This is a genomic window from Kitasatospora sp. NPDC057198 (genome assembly GCF_042670125.1).
Lineage (GTDB): Bacteria > Actinomycetota > Actinomycetes > Streptomycetales > Streptomycetaceae > Kitasatospora.
Genome location: NZ_JBHUWH010000144.1, coordinates 1 through 16,497, shown reverse-complemented (window position 1 = coordinate 16,497; position 16,497 = coordinate 1). Strand labels below are relative to the sequence as shown.

The 16,497-nt window shown below is 75.5% G+C and carries 16 protein-coding genes; 11 read left to right on the top strand and 5 right to left on the bottom strand.

Annotated features, from left to right (window positions below; all coding sequences use genetic code 11):
- Window positions 1-69 precede the first annotated feature (69 nt).
- Together ACFUEL_RS18220 and ACFUEL_RS18215 are read left to right on the top strand one after the other, a co-directional pair.
- On the top strand, window positions 70-1,314 hold the full coding sequence (locus tag ACFUEL_RS18220; RefSeq protein WP_380237335.1) for a sensor histidine kinase: 1,245 nt from the start codon (window positions 70-72) through the stop codon (window positions 1,312-1,314).
- Window positions 1,311-1,973: a response regulator gene (locus ACFUEL_RS18215; RefSeq protein ID WP_380237334.1), complete on the top strand. Its 663-nt coding sequence runs from the start codon at window positions 1,311-1,313 to the stop codon at window positions 1,971-1,973. The genes ACFUEL_RS18220 and ACFUEL_RS18215 overlap by 4 nt, the downstream gene beginning before the upstream one ends.
- Window positions 1,974-2,103: 130 nt before the next feature.
- On the opposite strand, the gene ACFUEL_RS18210 is transcribed toward ACFUEL_RS18215, so the two are convergent.
- A complete protein-coding gene (locus ACFUEL_RS18210) occupies window positions 2,104-4,587 on the bottom strand; it encodes a SpoIIE family protein phosphatase (protein ID WP_380237333.1) in 2,484 nt (827 codons plus the stop codon).
- A gap of 119 nt (window positions 4,588-4,706) precedes the next feature.
- Here ACFUEL_RS18210 and ACFUEL_RS18205 point away from each other — a divergent pair, with 119 nt between their 5' ends.
- The 3 genes from ACFUEL_RS18205 to ACFUEL_RS18195 all read left to right on the top strand — a co-directional run bounded on the left by ACFUEL_RS18205 (window position 4,707) and on the right by ACFUEL_RS18195 (window position 7,275).
- Window positions 4,707-5,858 carry a polysaccharide deacetylase family protein gene (locus ACFUEL_RS18205; protein ID WP_380237332.1) on the top strand — a complete coding sequence of 384 codons (1,152 nt, stop codon included), beginning with the start codon at window positions 4,707-4,709 and terminating at the stop codon, window positions 5,856-5,858.
- An 81-nt stretch (window positions 5,859-5,939) separates the two neighbouring features.
- Window positions 5,940-6,455 carry a hypothetical protein gene (locus ACFUEL_RS18200; RefSeq protein ID WP_380237331.1) on the top strand — a complete coding sequence of 172 codons (516 nt, stop codon included), beginning with the start codon at window positions 5,940-5,942 and terminating at the stop codon, window positions 6,453-6,455.
- 10 nt (window positions 6,456-6,465) lie between these two features.
- The gene (locus tag ACFUEL_RS18195) at window positions 6,466-7,275 is read left to right on the top strand and encodes a hypothetical protein (protein ID WP_380237330.1); all 810 of its coding nucleotides are present in this window, start codon (window positions 6,466-6,468) and stop codon (window positions 7,273-7,275) included.
- Window positions 7,276-7,324: 49 nt separating this feature from the next.
- Here the strand turns inward: ACFUEL_RS18195 and ACFUEL_RS18190 are convergent, their stop codons facing one another.
- Window positions 7,325-8,434: a mechanosensitive ion channel family protein gene (locus tag ACFUEL_RS18190; protein ID WP_380237326.1), complete on the bottom strand. Its 1,110-nt coding sequence runs from the start codon at window positions 8,432-8,434 to the stop codon at window positions 7,325-7,327.
- A 229-nt stretch (window positions 8,435-8,663) separates the two neighbouring features.
- Between ACFUEL_RS18190 and ACFUEL_RS18185 the strand changes: the two genes are divergently transcribed.
- From ACFUEL_RS18185 to ACFUEL_RS18160, 6 genes are all read left to right on the top strand, one after another.
- Window positions 8,664-9,647, top strand: a complete 984-nt coding sequence (locus ACFUEL_RS18185; protein WP_380237324.1) for a YihY/virulence factor BrkB family protein — start codon at window positions 8,664-8,666, stop codon at window positions 9,645-9,647.
- A gap of 128 nt (window positions 9,648-9,775) precedes the next feature.
- Window positions 9,776-10,705: a heavy metal-binding domain-containing protein gene (locus ACFUEL_RS18180; protein ID WP_380237322.1), complete on the top strand. Its 930-nt coding sequence runs from the start codon at window positions 9,776-9,778 to the stop codon at window positions 10,703-10,705.
- A 72-nt stretch (window positions 10,706-10,777) separates the two neighbouring features.
- Window positions 10,778-11,608: a heavy metal-binding domain-containing protein gene (locus ACFUEL_RS18175; RefSeq protein ID WP_380237321.1), complete on the top strand. Its 831-nt coding sequence runs from the start codon at window positions 10,778-10,780 to the stop codon at window positions 11,606-11,608.
- Window positions 11,609-11,659: 51 nt separating this feature from the next.
- Window positions 11,660-12,091 carry a hypothetical protein gene (locus ACFUEL_RS18170; protein WP_380237320.1) on the top strand — a complete coding sequence of 144 codons (432 nt, stop codon included), beginning with the start codon at window positions 11,660-11,662 and terminating at the stop codon, window positions 12,089-12,091.
- Window positions 12,092-12,366: 275 nt separating this feature from the next.
- Window positions 12,367-12,738, top strand: coding sequence for a hypothetical protein (locus tag ACFUEL_RS18165; protein ID WP_380237319.1), 372 nt, complete (start codon window positions 12,367-12,369; stop codon window positions 12,736-12,738).
- A 57-nt stretch (window positions 12,739-12,795) separates the two neighbouring features.
- The gene (locus tag ACFUEL_RS18160) at window positions 12,796-13,152 is read left to right on the top strand and encodes an immunity 51 family protein (protein ID WP_380237318.1); all 357 of its coding nucleotides are present in this window, start codon (window positions 12,796-12,798) and stop codon (window positions 13,150-13,152) included.
- A 115-nt stretch (window positions 13,153-13,267) separates the two neighbouring features.
- Here the strand turns inward: ACFUEL_RS18160 and ACFUEL_RS18155 are convergent, their stop codons facing one another.
- The 3 genes from ACFUEL_RS18155 to ACFUEL_RS18145 all read right to left on the bottom strand — a co-directional run bounded on the left by ACFUEL_RS18155 (window position 13,268) and on the right by ACFUEL_RS18145 (window position 16,244).
- Window positions 13,268-14,047, bottom strand: a complete 780-nt coding sequence (locus ACFUEL_RS18155) for a transglycosylase family protein (RefSeq protein ID WP_380237317.1) — start codon at window positions 14,045-14,047, stop codon at window positions 13,268-13,270.
- 499 nt (window positions 14,048-14,546) lie between these two features.
- Window positions 14,547-15,314 carry a type I methionyl aminopeptidase gene (gene map, locus ACFUEL_RS18150; RefSeq protein WP_380237316.1) on the bottom strand — a complete coding sequence of 256 codons (768 nt, stop codon included), beginning with the start codon at window positions 15,312-15,314 and terminating at the stop codon, window positions 14,547-14,549.
- Between the two features lie 156 nt (window positions 15,315-15,470).
- Window positions 15,471-16,244 carry an aminoglycoside adenylyltransferase domain-containing protein gene (locus ACFUEL_RS18145; protein ID WP_380237315.1) on the bottom strand — a complete coding sequence of 258 codons (774 nt, stop codon included), beginning with the start codon at window positions 16,242-16,244 and terminating at the stop codon, window positions 15,471-15,473.
- Window positions 16,245-16,497 lie beyond the last annotated feature (253 nt).

Here is a 16,497-nt window from a genome sequence, read left to right as displayed (position 1 = left end):
CACGCTGACGCACCCACCCGCTGACCCACCCGCCGACCGACCCACCCGCCGACCGACAGGACCCCCGCGATGACCGAGGCGGCCGCCACCCACCCACCGCGCCACCGCCCCCGCCGGCTCCCGGCCGCCGCACGGGAGTCACTGCCGCCGCTGCTGGCCCTGCCCCCGCTGCTGCTGCACGCCGCCGCCACCCAGCCGTCCGCCCGGCTCCCGGTGGCCGCGGCCCTGACCTGCGCCCTGGTGCTGCCCCTGGCGTGGCGGCACCGGGCCCCGCGCGCGGCGTTCGGCGCGGTGGCCGCGGCGGCGCTCGTCCAGTGGCTGACCGACGTCCAACTGCCCGCGGACGCCGCCCTGTTGGTGGCCCTGCACGCGGTGGCCGGGTACGCCGGGCGGCGCGCCGCGCTGACCGCCTGCGCCGTCGCGGAGGGCGGGGCCCTGCTGGCCTGCCTGCGCTGGGCCGCGCCGGACGCGTTCCTCGCCCCCTTCGTCGCCCTGAGCGCGACCGTCCTGGCCGCCGCCACCCTGGGCCGGCACGCCCGGACCGCTCGGGCCCACCTCGCGCTCGCCGAACAGCGCCAGGAGCAGCGGGCCCGGCTGGCCGTCGCCGAGGAGCGGGCCCGGATCGCCCGCGAGGTGCACGACATCGTCACCCACCACCTGTCCGTGATGGTCGCGCTCACCGACGCCGCCCTGCACGCCCAGCACCGCGCGCCGGAGAAGGCCACCACCGCGATGCGCGGGGCCGCCGAGACCGGACGGCGGGCCCTCACCGACATGCGGCGCTCGCTCGGCCTGCTGCGCACCGGTACACCGGACGGCCCCGGCGCACCGGACGGCCCCGGGGACTGCGACCGCCCCGACGGCCCCGACGACCCGGACGACCCCGACGCGCGGCGCCACCCGCTGCCCGGCATCGCCGAACTGGCCGCGCTGGCCGACCGGATGCGCGCCGCCGGGCTGCCGGTCCGGGTCGAGCTCGACGGCGAGCACGCCGCCCTGCCCGCCACCGTCCAACTGACCGTCCACCGCCTGGTGCAGGAGGCCCTGACCAACACCTTCAAGCACGCCCCCGCCGGCACCCGCGCCGAGGTCCGGGTCCACTGCTCGGCCGCGACCGTCACCGTGCGCGTCACCGACGACAACCCCGCCGCCCTCCCCGCCCCGCCGGACCCGCCCGGCCGGGGCCTCACCGGCATGCACGAGCGCGCGGCCGCCCACGGCGGCACCCTGCGGGCCGGACCGCGGCCGGGCGGCGGCTGGGAAGTGCGCGCCCGCCTCCCGCTCACCGGCTACCGCCGGGGGGTGCCCGCATGACGATCCGGGTCCTGGTCGCCGACGACGAGGCCCTGCTGCGGCTGGCCTTCGGCACGATCCTGGAGGCCCAGCCCGACCTGACCCCGGTCGGCGAGGCCGCCGACGGCGCCGAAGCGGTGCGCCTGGCCCGCGAGTTGCGCCCCGACGTCGTCCTGATGGACGTCCGGATGCCCGGGACGGACGGGATCGAGGCCACCCGGCAGATCACCCGCCTCGTCCCGCGCAGCCGGGTCCTCATCCTCACCACCTTCGACCTCGACGAGTACGCCTTCGCCGGGCTGGCCGCCGGTGCCGCCGGCTTCCTGCTCAAGAACACCCGGCCCGAGGAACTCCTCGCCGCCGTCCGCGACGTGGCCGCGGGCAACGCCGTCCTCTCCCCCCGGATCACCCGCCGCCTGCTGGACGACTTCCGCCCCCACCTCCCCACCCGCGACACCGCCGAGCAGCGGGCCCGGCTGGCCCTCCTCAGCCCCCGCGAACGCGAGGTCCTGGTCGAGGTCGGCCACGGCCGCTCCAACGCCGAGATCGCCGCCGCCCTCCACCTCGCGGAAGCCACCGTGAAGTCCCACCTGGGCCGCATCCTCCACAAACTCGGCCTCCGCGACCGCGTCCAAGCCGTCGTCTTCGCCCACACCTGCCACCTCGTCCGCCCCCACTGACCTCCCCCGCCCCCGCCCTGCCCCCACCCCGCCCACTCACCGCCCCTCGCCGCCGCCGGAACCCCTCCCCTCCCCCGCCCCCGCACCCCGACGCCCCCTCAAGCCCCGCTCCCCTCATCGTGACGCCCCCTCAAGCCCCGCTTCCCTCACCCAGCCGCGCCACCAGCACCGCCACGTCGTCCGCCCGCCAACCATCCTGCCGCGCCCGGCCCACCAGCAGGTCGGCGAGCGGTTCGAGGTCCAGCGTGGGGGCGTGGGCGAGGGCCGTGCGGAGGCGGTCGATGCCCTCGGCGAGGGTCGCGGTGGCGGATTCGACCAGGCCGTCGGTGTAGAGGACGAGGGTGGCCCCCGGCGGCAGCCGGGTCTCGGTGGCGGGGAAGTCGAACCCGCCGTCGATGCCGAGCAGTGGTCCGCCGTCGAGGTCGAGGACGGTGGTGCGGCCGTCGGGTTCGCGCAGCAGCGGCGGGGGGTGTCCGGCCCGGACGGCGCGCAGGGTGCGGGTGGCGGGGTGCAGGCGCAGCAGGCAGCAGGAGGCGAGCAGTCCGGCGTCGAGGTCGAGGAGCAGTTGGTTGGTGCGCCGGGCGACGGTCTCGACGGGTTCGTCACCGCTGGCGAACGCCCGTACCGCGCTGCGGAGTTGGCCCATGAGGGCGGCGGCCTTGACGCTGTGCCCCTCGACGTCGCCGATGATCAGGACGACGCCGCCGTCAGGGGTGGGCAGCACGTCGTACCAGTCGCCGCCGATGTCCATGCCGCGGGTGCCGGGCAGGTAGCGGGCGGTGGTGGCGAGGCCGGGGACGGCGGGGAGCCGGTGCGGGAGGAGGGCCTGTTGGAGGCCGCGGGCGACGGCGGACTCGGCGTCGTAGAGGCGGGCGCGTTCGAGGGCCTGGGCGATCAGGCCGCCGAGGGCGGTGAGGACGGAGCGGTCCTCGGCGCTGAAGACCCGGGGGCGGTCGAAGCCGAGGATGAGGCTGCCGACGGGGTGGCCGGAGGCGATCAGCGGGAGGAAGGCCCAGGCGCCCATCTCGTCGCGCGGGATGCCGGGGTAGGCGGCGGAGAGTTCGTGCGGGGTCTCGAAGAAGACCGGCGCGCCGGTGGTGAACACCTCGGTGCCGGGGAGCCGGGCGCGGATCGGGGTGCCTTCGAAGGGGTCGAGGAAGCCTTCGGGGTAGCCGGTCTGGGTGAGCAGGTGCATGCGTCCGGCGCGGGCGAGGTAGAGGGCGAGTTCCTGTCCGCCGAAGCCGGGCAGGATCTGGTCGGTGACGGCGTCGGCGACTTCGCGGACGGTGACGGCCTCGGTGAGCGCGGAGGCGAGTTGCAGCAGGTGGTAGACGCCGCCGAGGGGTGCGGGGGTGGGCGGCGGGGCTTCGGGGAGGGTGGTGTCGGTGCTGGGGGCGGCGGGGACGATGCGGCCGGTGAGGCCGTGCGCGTCGGGGTAGAGCGAGAAGGCCAGCCAGTGGTCGGGCGGGCGGCGGGCGAGGAACGCGGTGGGCTGCTGGGAGAGCATCGCGGAGCGGTAGCGGTCCTCGTAGGCGGGGTCGCCGAGCCAGCCCAGCGCGTCCCAGGGGCGGCGGCCGAGCAGGTCGGCGCGGGTGCTGTGGAGCAGCATCTCGGCGCTGCGGTTGACGTAGCCGACCCGGCCGTCGGGGTCGAGGGCGAAGACGCCGTCGCGGAGGCGTTCGACGGCGGCGGTGGCGGCCGCGGCGGCGGTGGCGTCGAGGACGGCGACGACCAGCCGGGCCGGGTCGGCGACGGGCTGCCCGTGCAGGTCGAGCTGCCGGGTGCCGCCGCCGGGGTCGCGCAGCCGGACGCGGTGGGTGAAGGGGCGGCCCTGCCGGGCGGCGCGGCGGGCGGCCTCGCGCAGCAGGGTGACGTCCTCGGGGGCGACGCGTTCCAGCAGGGTGGCGCCGCGGCCGTCGAACGGGCCGGTGCCGAGGATCTCGCGCAGCCGTTCGTCGACGGCGATCCGGCCGGTCTCGAGGTCCCAGTCGAAGAAGCCGACCCGGACGCCGTCGCCGCCGGGCACCGGCAGCGGCACCACGACGGGTGGTTCCTCGCCGCCGACCCGGTCGCCGTACGGGAGCAGTGCGGTGGCCAACCGGTTGCCGGCGGTGCGCAGTTGGCGGCGGGTGGTGGCGGGCGGGCGGGTGCCGTCGGCGGGCCAGAAGACGGCGATGGCGCCGTAGGTGCGGTCGCCGGCGGTGACGGGGGTGGTGGCGGAGGCGTGCGCGTACGGGAGCCCGACGGCGAGGCGGGGGTAGCGGCGCATGGTGTCGTCGGCGTCGGCGAGCACGATGGTGCGCCCGCCCCGGTAGGAGTCGGCGACGGGCAGGGGCGCGGCGACGGCGATCCGCCGGAACGGTTCGAGCAGGTTGAGCGGGATGCCGACGACGGCGGCGACGGCCAGCGAGCGGCGGTCGGCGGAGTGCAGGTAGAGCACGCCCCCGTAGGCGGCGGTGGCGCGGACGGCGCGCAGCAGGCCGTCGGCGAGCAGCGGCTCGGCGGCGGTGTCCCGGTGCGGGCGGGCGTCGCCGGACGGGGGGCCGGTGCGCGCCGGGCCGGGGTCGGTGCGTGGTGGCGGGCCGCTGGGGTCCGCCGGGACACCCGGGTGCATGTTCTTCTCTGTACGCCGCCGGTCGGGGCGCGTCAAACGGGGGACGGCGCCGGTCCGTCCGGGTGACCGGCGACGGCGTGTCGAGTACGACAGATATGACAAGGGGATCATCGGCCGGTATGCCGAAGCCCTCCGCCACGCCCCACCGCACCGTCTCCCACCGCACCGCACCGCGCAGCACCGCCCAGCGCAGCACCACCCAGCGCAGCACCGCTCCGCACAGCACCGCCCAGCGCAGCACCGCCCCCGTCCGGTCCGGCCGCCACCACCGCCGTAGCCTGGCCGCCCTCACCGTGCTCGCCACCCTCGCCGTCGGCTGCTCCGCGCTGCACCCCCGGGACCCCGCCCCCGGGGCGGCCCGCTCCTCCGCCCCGGCCGCCCCGCCCGCCGACGCCCAGGCCGCCCCGGCCGACGCCCAGGCAGCTCCCGCCGCCCAGGCCGTTCAGGCCGCGCAGGCCGCGCGGCAGGCGCTCGCCGCGATGCCCGCCGCCCGCCCGCAGGCCGCCGCCGGACAGGAGGCCAACGGCCGCCTCGCCGCCGCCGAGCAGGCACTCGCCCGGCAGCAGGCCCTCGCCGCCGCCCAGCGCTGGGGCCTGGCCGCGCTCCCGCTGCGCGCCCCCGCCCCGCCCGCCGGCAAGCCCGAGCTGGCCGACGGCCCCGGCGTCGAGCGCACGCCCGGCCTGCCGCCGGTGGTCCGCCGCGTCCCGACCACCGACAAGGTGATCTTCCTGACCGTGGACGACGGCGCCGAGAAGGACCCGCGGTTCGCCGCGATGGCCGCCGAACTGGGCGTCCCGATGACGGTCTTCCTCTCCGACTACCTGGCGCGCTCCGACTACGGCTACTTCCGCGGCCTGCAGTCCCACGGCGTCGGCATCGACAACCACACACTCACCCACCCCGACCTGCGCCGCCTGGACGCCGCCGCCCTCCAGCGCGAGATCTGCGGCCAGCAGGACCGCCTCCAGCAGGAGACCGGCACCCGCCCCCGGCTGTTCCGCCCCCCGTACGGCGAGTACACCGAGGCCGCGCTGCGCACCGCCGCCTCCTGCGGGATCACCGCCTTCCCGCTGTGGACCGAGGAGGCGTTCCCCGACCACCTGGAGTGGCGCTACGCCGACCAGGTCTTCCACCCCGGCGACATCGTGCTGACCCACTTCCGCGCCCCCTCCGCCGACTGGAAGGGCACCATGCCGGACATGCTGCGCCGGGTCGTCGACGCCGCCACCGCGCAGGGCTTCGCGATCGCGCGCCTGGAGGACTACCTCTGATCCACCGCTGCTCCGCCGCTCCGCCGGGCGCTACGATGCCGCGCATTCGCGGACGAACGCGTTCGAGTCCCGGGGGATCCGTTGGAGAGACCACAGCGCCTGGTGCGCACCACCGACTACCTGCGCACCATGAGCGGACCGTTCCTCCTGGCGGGACTGGTGGGCTGCCTGCCGTCCTTCCTGTGGTCCGACCGGTACGCGCTCACGACGCGCGTCGCCTTCGCCGGTGCGTTCTTCGGCGCCTCCTTCCTGTTCAGCGGGTGGTGGTGGGCCCGCTGCTTCTCCAAGCGGCTGGCGAAGCCGCTGGACCGCCTCCCCGCGGGGTTCGGGCTGCCTCCCGGGGAGCCCGGGTCCTACCTGCCGCCGCGCCGGATGATCGGCTACCTGGTCCTGTGCACGCTGTTCATCGGCTGGCGCGGCACGCGGGACGGCATGCCCGGCGGCATGCTGCTGGCGGGCGCGGCCTGCGGTGTGGTCGCGGTGTCCCGCTGGGTGGCGAGGGTGGAGCGCGAACGCGGCGGCCGGCTCGTCTTCCTGCTCGTCCCCGGCCCCGCCCACACCGGCACCCGGCTGTGGATCGTCCGCGAGCCGGTCTGAGCCCACCCCGGTGAACCCCCTGCTGCTGCCGTACGTCCGGCGCGTCCCCGTCCTCCCGGCCGCCGCGCCGGACTTCGCGACGCCGCTCGGGCCGCTCGCGTTCACCGCCGAACTGGACGGCGCCGCGCTGCCCGGACAGCCCGACCGGCTGTGGCGGCTGCCGTCCGGCGCGCTGGTCGCCCGCTGGTCCGGACCGGGCACCGAACTGGAGCTGCTGGTCACCGGGTACGCCCCGGAGCCCGTCGACTTCGCCCGCCCCGCCGAGGGGGCCTGCGGGGCGCTGTGGTGCCTGCGCACCCGCCGCGAGCTGCGCCGCCCGGTGTTCACCGCCGCGCTCACCGGCCCGCCGCCCGGCACCTCGGCCGGCTACAACGGCACCCAGGGCGTCGCCGCGCTGGAGATCGTCGGCGGCGGCTTCGAGTTCACCCTGTCCGGTGACGACCCGGAGACGATCTGCGGGCGCGCGGACGGCGACCCGGACGTGCCGACCCGCTGGGCCGGGTACCGGGAGGCGGTGTACCGCGACGCCCTCGACTGGGGCGAGCAGTACCTGTACGAGCGGTGCGCGCTGCGCTGGACGCTGCCCGGACTGCTGCCCGGCGAACACGTCCTGCTGCCCGCCTCGGCCGCCTGGCTGCGCACCGCCCCAGCCACCGCCCCAGCCACCGCCCCGGACGCCGAGGGCGACGGCGCCGCCTGGTGGGGCGCGCTCACCCACCCCGATGCGATCCTGGCGGCGGCCGCCGCCGGAGTGCCCGAACCGCCCGGCGCCCTGCGCCGCAACGGCACCCGCCGGGCCGCCCGGATCGGCCCGGCCTGACCCCCCTGCCCCGCTCCCCCTCAGACCCCCTCAAGCCCTCTCCGCCCCCTCAGGCCCCCTCGGGCCCCGACCGCCGCTGCTCCGGCCACCCGGGCCGCCGCTCCCGCTCACCCGACCACTCGCCCGGCCGCTCACCCGACCGCTCACCCGGCGCGGTCGCCACCGCGATCCGGGGCAGCGCGTACGGGTGGTGCTCGCGCAGGAAGCCCACCAGGTGCTCGCGCAGGTCGCAGCGGAGCTCGAAGGCGTCGCCCGCGTTGGCGGCGGTGGCCAGGGCGCGCACCACCAGGGTGCTGGGGGTGGTGTCGACGACCTGGAGGGCGCTGCCCTCGCCGTCCCAGCGCGGGTGCTTCGCCAGGTAGCTCTCGAACTCCTCGCGCAGCAGGTCGACGGGCGTGCTGTGGTCCAGGTGCAGCAGGGCGGTGCCGGTGATCCGCTCGGAGCGGCGCGACCAGTTCTCGAACGGGCGGCCCGCGAAGTACGACATCGGCATCACGATCCGCCGCTGGTCCCAGGTGGCGATCACCACGGCGGTCAGGGTGATCTCCTCGACGGTGCCCCACTCGCCGCCGACCACCACCACGTCACCGATCCGGGCCAGGTCGCCGAAGGCCATCTGGATGCCCGCGAACAGGTTCGACAGCGCGCTCTGCGCCGCGATGCCCGCGACCACGCCGACCAGCCCGGCCGAGGCCAGCAGGCTGGTGCCGACCACCCGCACCGCCGGGAAGGTCATCAGCATCGCGGCCAGCGCAAGCAGCGCGATCGCCGCCTGGAGGATCCGCCCCAGCAGCCCCGCCTGGGTGCGGGCCCGCCCGGCCCACGCCGCGTCCCGGCGGCGCACCGCGAGCCGCACCGCCCCTTCCAGCAGCAGCGCGGCCGCCCGCGCGGCCAGCCAGCCGCACGAGCCGATGGTCGCCAGCACCAGCAGGTGGTCGACCCCGTCCGGCGCCCGCACCCACGGCATCGCGGCCAGCAGCAGCCCGCAGCCGGCCACCGCGAGGATCGGCTTCCGGCAGCCGCGCAGCACCCGGGGCACCGTCGCCGCCCCCGCCGACAGCCGCCGGGTCGTCAGCTCCACCAGCCGGTCCACCACGTACAGCACCAGCCCCACCGCCGCACCGACCACCGCCAGCCGTACCGCGCTCCACCACCACACCTGCCCTGCCTCCTCCGCGCACCCGAATCCGTTTTCCCTGTCCGCCTTTCCCCCACCCGCGCGTTCACACCCGCCGGCCGGGCATACGCCCCGGTGCCGTCCGTCACGCGGAAGGAGCCCGCACCGTGCCCCCCGTCGCCCCCGTCGCCCCCACCCGCCCGCAGTACCGCCCGCCGACACCACCCCGCCCCTGCCGCCCCTGCTGCCCCTGCCGCCCGGAGACCTCTCCATGAACCCCGTCGAACGCGCCCTGCGCACCGTCGACCGCACCCAGCAGCGGCACCGCCCGCTGGCCGTCGTGTTCGGGGTGGTCAAGAAGTACGGGGACGACCGGGGCGGGCTGCTGGCCGCGCTGATCACCTACTACGGCTTCGTGTCGCTGATCCCGCTGCTGCTCCTGCTGTCCACCGTGCTCGGCTTCGTCCTGCACGGGCACCCGGACGCCCAGCAGGCCGTGGTCGACTCGGCGCTCGCGGACTTCCCGATCATCGGCGACCAGTTGCGGGCGAACGTGCACTCGGTGCAGGGCAGCGGCCTGGCCCTGGTGATCGGCGTGGCGGGCCTGCTGTACGGCGCGCTCGGCATCGCGCAGGTGCTGCAGCACGCGATGGCCGAGGTGTGGAACGTCCCGGGGGTGCGGCGGCCCGGGTACTGGTCGCGGCTGGGGCGCAGCCTCGCGCTGTTCGTGACGCTCGGCACCGGCCTGCTGCTGGCCACGGCCGCGGCGGCGCTGGTGGGCGCGGCGCTGGGCGGCCCGGCGGCCCGGGTCGGCGGGTTGCTGCTGTCGGCCGTGCTGAACACCCTGCTGTTCCTGGCCTGCCTGCGGATCCTCACCCCGAAGGAGGTGCCGGCCCGTGCGCTGCTGCCCGGGAGCCTGCTCGCGGGCCCGCTGTTCACCGTCCTGCAGGCGTTCGGCGCGGCCCTGGTCGCGCACCAGTTGCGGCACGCCACCGCCGTCTACGGTTTCTTCGCGACGGTGATCGGCCTGCTCTCCTGGATCTACCTGGCCGCCCAGATCACCGTGTACGCGGCCGAGTCGAACACCGTCCTCGCCCGCCGCCTGTGGCCCCGTTCGCTGCTCCAGCCCCCGCTGACCGGCCCGGACGAGCAGGTCCTGGAGGACCTCGTCCGGCAGGAGGAGCGCCGCCCCGAGCAGCACGTGGACGTCGACTTCGAGGACCCGCCGCCGGACCGGGACGACTCCGGTTCCTGAGCCGCCGCCGGGCGCCGGAGCGCGGGAACCCCACCTCCCTGGCGCCGCGTCCGTAACGGTGCGTAGGGTGCTCGGTCGGGGCCCGGCGACAGGCCGGCGGGTTTGCTGGAACAGGGGGGGTGGGCGCCGTGTCGGAGTCCTGGGACGGTACGGGGCTGCCGCCCGTCGCGGCGGCGCGGATCGCCCGGGAGCGGGCCGACGGCACCTGGTCGTCGGCCCTGCCGGTGGGCGAGTTCGCCGCGATCCGGTCGGTCGGTTTCGAGCCGGTCGGCCAGGTGATGGGGTCGGCGGTGTACCGGGTCGGCCGCAGCGGCCGCTACTGGGGCTACCACGCCTGCGGCTACCGGAGCGGGTGGTTCAACGACAAGCCGGCCCCGGTCGCGCTGTCGGGCGACGGCGCGCCCTCGGCCGCCCTGGTGAAGGTGCTGGACGACGCCCGGCGCGCCGCGCTGGGCCGGATGACCGCCGAGTGCGCGGCGCTCGGCGGCGACGGCGTGGTGGCGGCACAGTTGACGGTGGCCCCGTTCCCGGCGGCGCCGCACTGCCTGGAGTTCAAGGTGATCGGCACGGCGGTGCGCGCCGCGGGCGGGGTGCGGCCGTACCGCCCGTTCACCTCGCACCTGGACGGCACGGGCTTCGCCAAGCTGGTCACGGCGGGCTGGGTGCCGGTGGGCCTGCTGGCCGGCATGTCGGTCGGGGTGCGCCACGACGACTACCGGACGGGCATGCAGCGGTACTCCTGGTCGAACCAGGAGGTGGACGGCTGGACCGACCTGGTCCGGCAGGTCCGGGCCGACGCCCGGGCCCAGGTCCGCCGGCAGGTGGCGGGGCTCGGCGGCGACGGCATGATCCTGGCCGACAACAGCCTCCGGGTCTGGCAGGAACCCTGCATGTACCGGGACAAGCAGACCGACCACATCACCGAGAACGTCCTGTACGGCACCGCGGTCGCCCGCTTCGCCGGCGCGCCCGCCCGACCGCGCACCCTCACCGTCATGCCGCTGAACGGCGACGGCGACCGGCTGCGCCGCCGCCTGGACCGGGCGGCCCGCCGCTAGGCCCACGGTCCACGGCCCACGGCCCACGGCCCACCGCGCACCATCAGCACAGTCGAAGGGGAGATTGACCAGATGAGCAGCTCCGATCCCACCGCCCAGGGCGTGCCGGCCGACGCGATGCGGCGCCTCGCCAAGTTGCAGCCGGGCAAGCCCGGCTCGATCTTCACCAGCGACCTGTCGGTCAACGAGTTCCTGCTGGTGCGGGAGGCCGGGTTCAAGCCGATCGGCCTGGTCCTGGGCAGTTCGATCTACCACGTCGGGATCCAGCTCGGCCGCTGGGGCAAGAACCAGGAGCTGGAGACGCTCAGCCAGGCGATGTACCACGCCCGCGAACTGGCCATGACCCGGATGGAGGCCGAGGCCGCGGCGCTCGGCGCGGACGGGATCGTCGGCGTCCGGCTGAGCGTGGAGGCCCGCGAATTCGGTTCGGACATCGCCGAATTCATCGCGATCGGCACCGCCGTCAAGGCCGACCAGCCGGCGCCCGGCGGCACCGGCTGGCGCAACAACAAGGGCCAGCCGTTCACCTCCGACCTCTCCGGCCAGGACTTCTGGACCCTGATCCGGGCCGGCTACGCACCGCTCGGCATGACCATGGGCACCTGCGTGTACCACATCGCGCACCAGAAGGTGAGCGCGGTCTTCTCCAACCTCGGAAAGAACGTGGAGATCGAACCGTTCACCCAGGCCCTCTACGACGCCCGCGAGTTGGCGATGACCCGGATGCAGGTCGAGGCCGAGGAGCTGGGCGCCGAGGGCATCGTCGGGGTGCAGCTCAACGCGCACAACCACCGCTGGGGCGGCCACACCACCGAGTTCTTCGCGATCGGCACCGCCGTCCGCCCGCTGCGCGAGGACCACGAGATCGAACGGCCCACCATGGTGCTGAGCCTGGACGGCTAGGGTCAGGGCTGCACCGGTCCACCGACCGCACCGACCGCACCGAGGAGTGACATGAGCGACGACGGCCGGCTCGAACCGACCGCGCGGGACGAGGAGTCGATCGACCTGCTGGCGGCCGCCCTGCGCCGGGACGCCGCCGACCTGGAGGTGTACGCCCAGGTCCTGGCCGGGGCCCTCGCGGAGGCGCTGCCCGCCGACGCGGTGGCGGTCGAGCGCGGTCGCGGCCTGGCCGACCGGCTGGCCGGCCGTCCCGGCCGGATCGAGCGGCTGGACGTCACGCTGGGCGACCAGCGGCTCAGCCTGACGGTGTCCCGGGGCCGGGCGGCGGCCGAGGTCTGCCGGGTGGTGCGCGGCGTGGTGCTGTCGCGCCGCCCGGTGCCCCTGGACGAGTGGACCCGGGAGCTGGCCGCCGCCGTCACCGTCCGGGCCGGCTCCGACGCCCGCGCCCGCGCCGCCCTGGAGCGGCTGCTGCTCGACGACTGACGCCCGGCTCGGCGCCCGGGGCCCCCGTCCCGTCCGCCCGCCCTTCGGCCCCGTTCGGCCACCCTTCGGCCTCCGTTCGGCCTCCACCGCGCCGGGGGCGCCCCGGATCGGCGTCGACGGCCTGCCGCGGAGCGCGAGGCCCGGTCACCCGCCTTCACCGGCAGGGCAATTGGGCACCGAGCGTCGCTGTCCATGATGCGGATGCCCCGGTCGGCGGGCGGCCCGACGTGGTCGACTGGGCGCGCACCCACTCCTCGCGCCCCAAGGAGCCCGCCATGTCCTCCGTGCTGCCCCCGCCGTCCCTGCTGCCCTCGCTCGACGGGCTGGAGTTCGCGCCGGTGTCCCGCCCCGAGGGCGGCGAGGTCGACCCGGGCACCCGGTTCGCCTACCACGAGGAGGACGGCCTGGTGTGGGCCGACTACCGGGGCGGCGGGGTGGTGCACGGCCACCTGGTCGGCACCCGGGCCGGCGACACCGTCGACTTCCGGTACGTGCAGCTCAACCGGGCCGGGGAGACCGCCTCGGGCCACTGCACCAGCGTGCTGACCCGGCTCGCCGACGGGCGGCTGCGCCTGGACGAGACCTGGCACTGGGAGTCCCGGCCCGGCGCGGGCACCAGCGCGGTCGAGGAGGTCCTCCCGCTGTGAGCCCGGCCCGGCCCCGGCCGGGCCGGGTTGTCAGTGGCTACCGCTAGCGTCCGCACCATGACTGATCGTGAGACCTTCGCCCCGCTGGTGTTCATCGAGTACGACCACAAGCCGGGTGCGTACGGCCTGCTGCTGACCGACGACCGGATGGTCGAGGTGGACGAGGTGTTCGAGGCGGCGGGCCAGCAGAACGGCGGCTACGGCTGGGAGGCGGTGGCCCGTTCCGCCGTCCGCTCCCGGGCGCCGCAGCTGGAGGGCCGGTTCCGGTACGACCCGGAGGCCGGCATGTTCGTGGCGTACGGGGAGGACGCGGCGGCGCTGCGCGAGCTGGGCGCGCTGCTCTCGGGCGCGTTCCACGACCGTCCGGCGCTGCGCGAGCTGATCGACGCCGCCGAGCCGGACTGGTTCGACTGACCGGCCCCGCGCGCGGGAACGCCGGCGGCCACCCCTCCCGACATGAGGGGTGGCCGTCGGCGTCGTGCGTGCGCTCCTGCCGGAGCCCGATCGGGTCCGGATCAGACAGTCCGGATCAGACGGTCAGGACCTGGCCCGGGTAGATGACGTCGGCGGAGGAGCCGATGGTCTGGGCGTTGGCGCTGAACAGCGCGTCCACGGTGGTGCCGTTGGCGGCCGCGATGGCGCTCAGGGTGTCGCCGGCCTTGACGGTGTAGCTGCCGCCGCCGGTGTTGGCGCTCTTCTTCCAGGACTGGTGGCCCTGGTGGGAGGAGGTGCCGCTGTCGGCGGTGTTGGTGGCGGCCGAGTCGGAGTCGGTGGTGGCCGACTTCGCGGACTTGGTGCCGGTGCTGCTGCTCGCGGAGCTGTTCGAGCTGCTGGAGCTGCTGGTGGTGGTGTTGCTGCTGGTGGTCGACGAGGAGGTGTCGACCTGGGCGGCGGCGCCGCCCTTGGTCAGGCCCGCCTGCACGGAGCACACCGGCCAGGCGCCCGGGCCCTGGTCGGCCAGGACCTTCTCGGCGATCTCGATCTGCTGCGCCTTGGTGGCCTGGTTGGCCTGCGGGGCGTAGGCGGTGCCGCCGTACGCGGCCCAGGTGGAGGAGGTGAACTGCAGGCCACCGTAGAAGCCGTTGCCGGTGTTGATCGACCAGTCGCCGGTCGACTCGCACTGGGCGACCTTGTCCCAGGTGGACACGTCCGCGGCCGAGGCCGAGGTCGCCGTCACGAGGCCGGCCACCGGGAGGACGGCCACCGCGCTGCCGGCGACGATGGCGGCCCGGACGCGGTTGCGCTTCCGGTTGCCCTTCTCGGCGGTGGTGGCGGTCGTGGTGGCGGCAGTCTCGTTACGGAAGATCATGCGATTCCTTTCGGATGCCCCGGGCAGGCAAGGCGGAACCAGGGGCCCGGACGGGCCTGCGGTCTCTCGCGCTTGTGGATCGGACGGCGCGGTCGAGGTCCGACCTGCTCTCCGTCGCGGTCACCCTGCCCGTCGGGCGGCCGGTCGGCCGCGCCGGGGCGTTGGTTTCGGGTGATCCCGGGTAGTGCGCCCTGCACTGGTTACGAAGCTACGGGCGCTTTCGCCGAACTCCAAGCATTCCAAGGTTTACGCAGGTCAGGCCCTTGTTACCGCCGGTACAGCGCCCTTCGGGGACCGGCCGGACCGCGATTTTCCGGGCCCGGCCGCCGGCGGTTGTGACCGGGCTCACCGGTTTTGACCGCCCCGGGCGGGGAACCGCGCACCCTCCGTGACCCGGCACTGACGGCGCGCCGACTGTCCAGCGTTCCGCCTATGGGACGGGCCACAGCCGCCACCCACCGTCCACGGCGCCGTCACCCGCCGTGGCCGAACTGCCCCTTCAGGACAGCACGGTGAGCACCCGGGGCCCGTCCTCGGTGATCGCCACCGTGTGCTCGGAGTGCGCCCCGCGCGAGCCGTCCGCCGAGCGCAGCGTCCAGCCGTCCGCGTCCACCCGCAGCTTCGCCGAGCCGGTGCACCACCACGGCTCCAGGGCCAGGGTCAGGCCGGGCTTGAGCACCAGGCCCCGGCCGGGCCGTCCGACGTTGGGGACGTGCGGGTCCTCGTGCATGGTGCGGCCCAGGCCGTGGCCGCCGAAGTCGGTGTTGATCCGGTAGCCGGCGCCCTGACCGACCGCGGCGATCGCCGCCGAGACGTCCCCGATCCGGTTGCCGGGCACGGCGGCGGCGATCGCCGCGTCCAGCGCCGCCCGGGTCGACTCGGCCAGCCGGACGTCCTGCTCGTCCGGGGTGCCGACGATGACGGTCACCGCCGAGTCGGCCACCCAGCCGTCGATCGACACCGCGAAGTCCAGGCTCAGCACGTCCCCGTCGCGCAGCACGTAGGGGTGCGGCTGCCCGTGCAGCACCGCGTCGTTCACCGACAGGCAGATCACGTTCCGGAACGGGCCGCGGCCGAAGGACGGCGCGTAGTCCCAGTAGCAGGACTCGGCACCGCGGTCCGCCACCAGCTTCCTGGCCCGCGACTCGAGGTCCATCACGTCCCGCCCGACCTCGGCGAGCGCCGACAGCTCCGCCAGCACCCCGGCGACGAACCGGCCGGTGACGGCCATCTTCTCGATCGCCTGCGGCGTCTTCAGCTCGATCACGGCACAGCTCCCTGCACGACGGCCGCCCGGCCGCCCGGTCGAAAGGACCGCCGGTATTTGAATACCGGCGGCGGACAGCGACACGCTAGCAGGCCCGGTATTCAAATACCGCCCCGCGTGCCACCGCGCCGTCAGCGGTCGCAGGGCCCGACTGCGTCAATCGACGAACGACTCCGCATAGGCGGCGAAGGCGTACGTCGCTTCGAGGCTGCCCTGCCTCGGCGGATCGGCCGGGTCCCAGCCCAACTCCCGGTCCTGGATCACCTGGACGAACAGGGGTCGCCAGCGCGGGTCGAGAGCCTCGCATGCCCACTCCAGTGCGCCGCGCTTGGAGGCCACCTCGCCGGTGTGCAGGGTGAACAGCACCCGGCAGTAGGTGGTGACGGCGTAGCGCTGGCTCCAGGCCACGTCGAAGCGGGCCCAGGTCCGCAGGCCGGCCAGGAGACCGGGCAGCATCGCGCGCATCGATTCGCGCAGAGCCTCGGGCGGCACCGCGTCGACGAGCTCGGCGGCCGGGGGCCCGGCCAGCGTGATGCCGCGGTTCCGAAGGATCCAGCGGGCGTGCGGACTGTTGCAGTGGGTGTCCCAGGTCAGCTCGCGGTGGCCGTGGTCGCAGAACAGCCACGGCGTCCCGAGCCCGGCGACGCCGCGCAGGGACGCGGTGTCCGCGTAGGAGCCCTCCAGGTGTTTGGTCCAGAGGCCCGGGCGGGTGGGAATCTCGTCGTGGAGCCGGCGGAGTCGGGCCTCCGCGTCCCCCGAGGGCAGGACGGTGGTCGCGACGACGAAGTCACAGTCGCTGTGCAGGTCTGCGGCGCCCAACGCGAAGGAGCCCTGCAGGTAGGCGCCGACGAACGTGTCGCCGAGGATGCCGCGGACCGTGTGGACGAACTCGTCCAGGAGCGCGTCGAGCTCACGGTAGGGGGTGAACATCGGGGATCTCCGTACCCGTTGAAGTGATGGGGGTTCACAGGCGCGGCGGAGACGGAAGGGCTTGCCACCGCGCTCAGGCGCGGCGGATCCACGTGGTGGCGAAGCAGCGGGGCGTCATGGAAAGCAACGGTAGCGACGCCCGCTCTGGCCGGGCAATCGGGATTTCGGCGCTGGAGGGCGGTGCGCTCGACGGTGGCCGCGCAACGCCCTGCGCACCGAGCCACCACCAGCCGTCAGGTGCCGCGCCGGTGCG

Bases quoted from the DNA above. Each gene is read 5' to 3' on its own strand.
- ACFUEL_RS18220 (WP_380237335.1), top strand. From the start codon at position 70: ATGACCGAGGCGGCCGCCACCCACCCACCGCGCCACCGCCCCCGCCGG.
- ACFUEL_RS18215 (WP_380237334.1), top strand. From the start codon at position 1,311: ATGACGATCCGGGTCCTGGTCGCCGACGACGAGGCCCTGCTGCGGCTG.
- ACFUEL_RS18210 (WP_380237333.1), bottom strand. From the start codon at position 4,587: ATGCACCCGGGTGTCCCGGCGGACCCCAGCGGCCCGCCACCACGCACC.
- ACFUEL_RS18205 (WP_380237332.1), top strand. From the start codon at position 4,707: ATGCCGAAGCCCTCCGCCACGCCCCACCGCACCGTCTCCCACCGCACC.
- ACFUEL_RS18185 (WP_380237324.1), top strand. From the start codon at position 8,664: ATGAACCCCGTCGAACGCGCCCTGCGCACCGTCGACCGCACCCAGCAG.
- ACFUEL_RS18175 (WP_380237321.1), top strand. From the start codon at position 10,778: ATGAGCAGCTCCGATCCCACCGCCCAGGGCGTGCCGGCCGACGCGATG.
- ACFUEL_RS18170 (WP_380237320.1), top strand. From the start codon at position 11,660: ATGAGCGACGACGGCCGGCTCGAACCGACCGCGCGGGACGAGGAGTCG.
- ACFUEL_RS18165 (WP_380237319.1), top strand. From the start codon at position 12,367: ATGTCCTCCGTGCTGCCCCCGCCGTCCCTGCTGCCCTCGCTCGACGGG.
- ACFUEL_RS18160 (WP_380237318.1), top strand. From the start codon at position 12,796: ATGACTGATCGTGAGACCTTCGCCCCGCTGGTGTTCATCGAGTACGAC.
- ACFUEL_RS18155 (WP_380237317.1), bottom strand. From the start codon at position 14,047: ATGATCTTCCGTAACGAGACTGCCGCCACCACGACCGCCACCACCGCC.
- ACFUEL_RS18145 (WP_380237315.1), bottom strand. From the start codon at position 16,244: ATGTTCACCCCCTACCGTGAGCTCGACGCGCTCCTGGACGAGTTCGTC.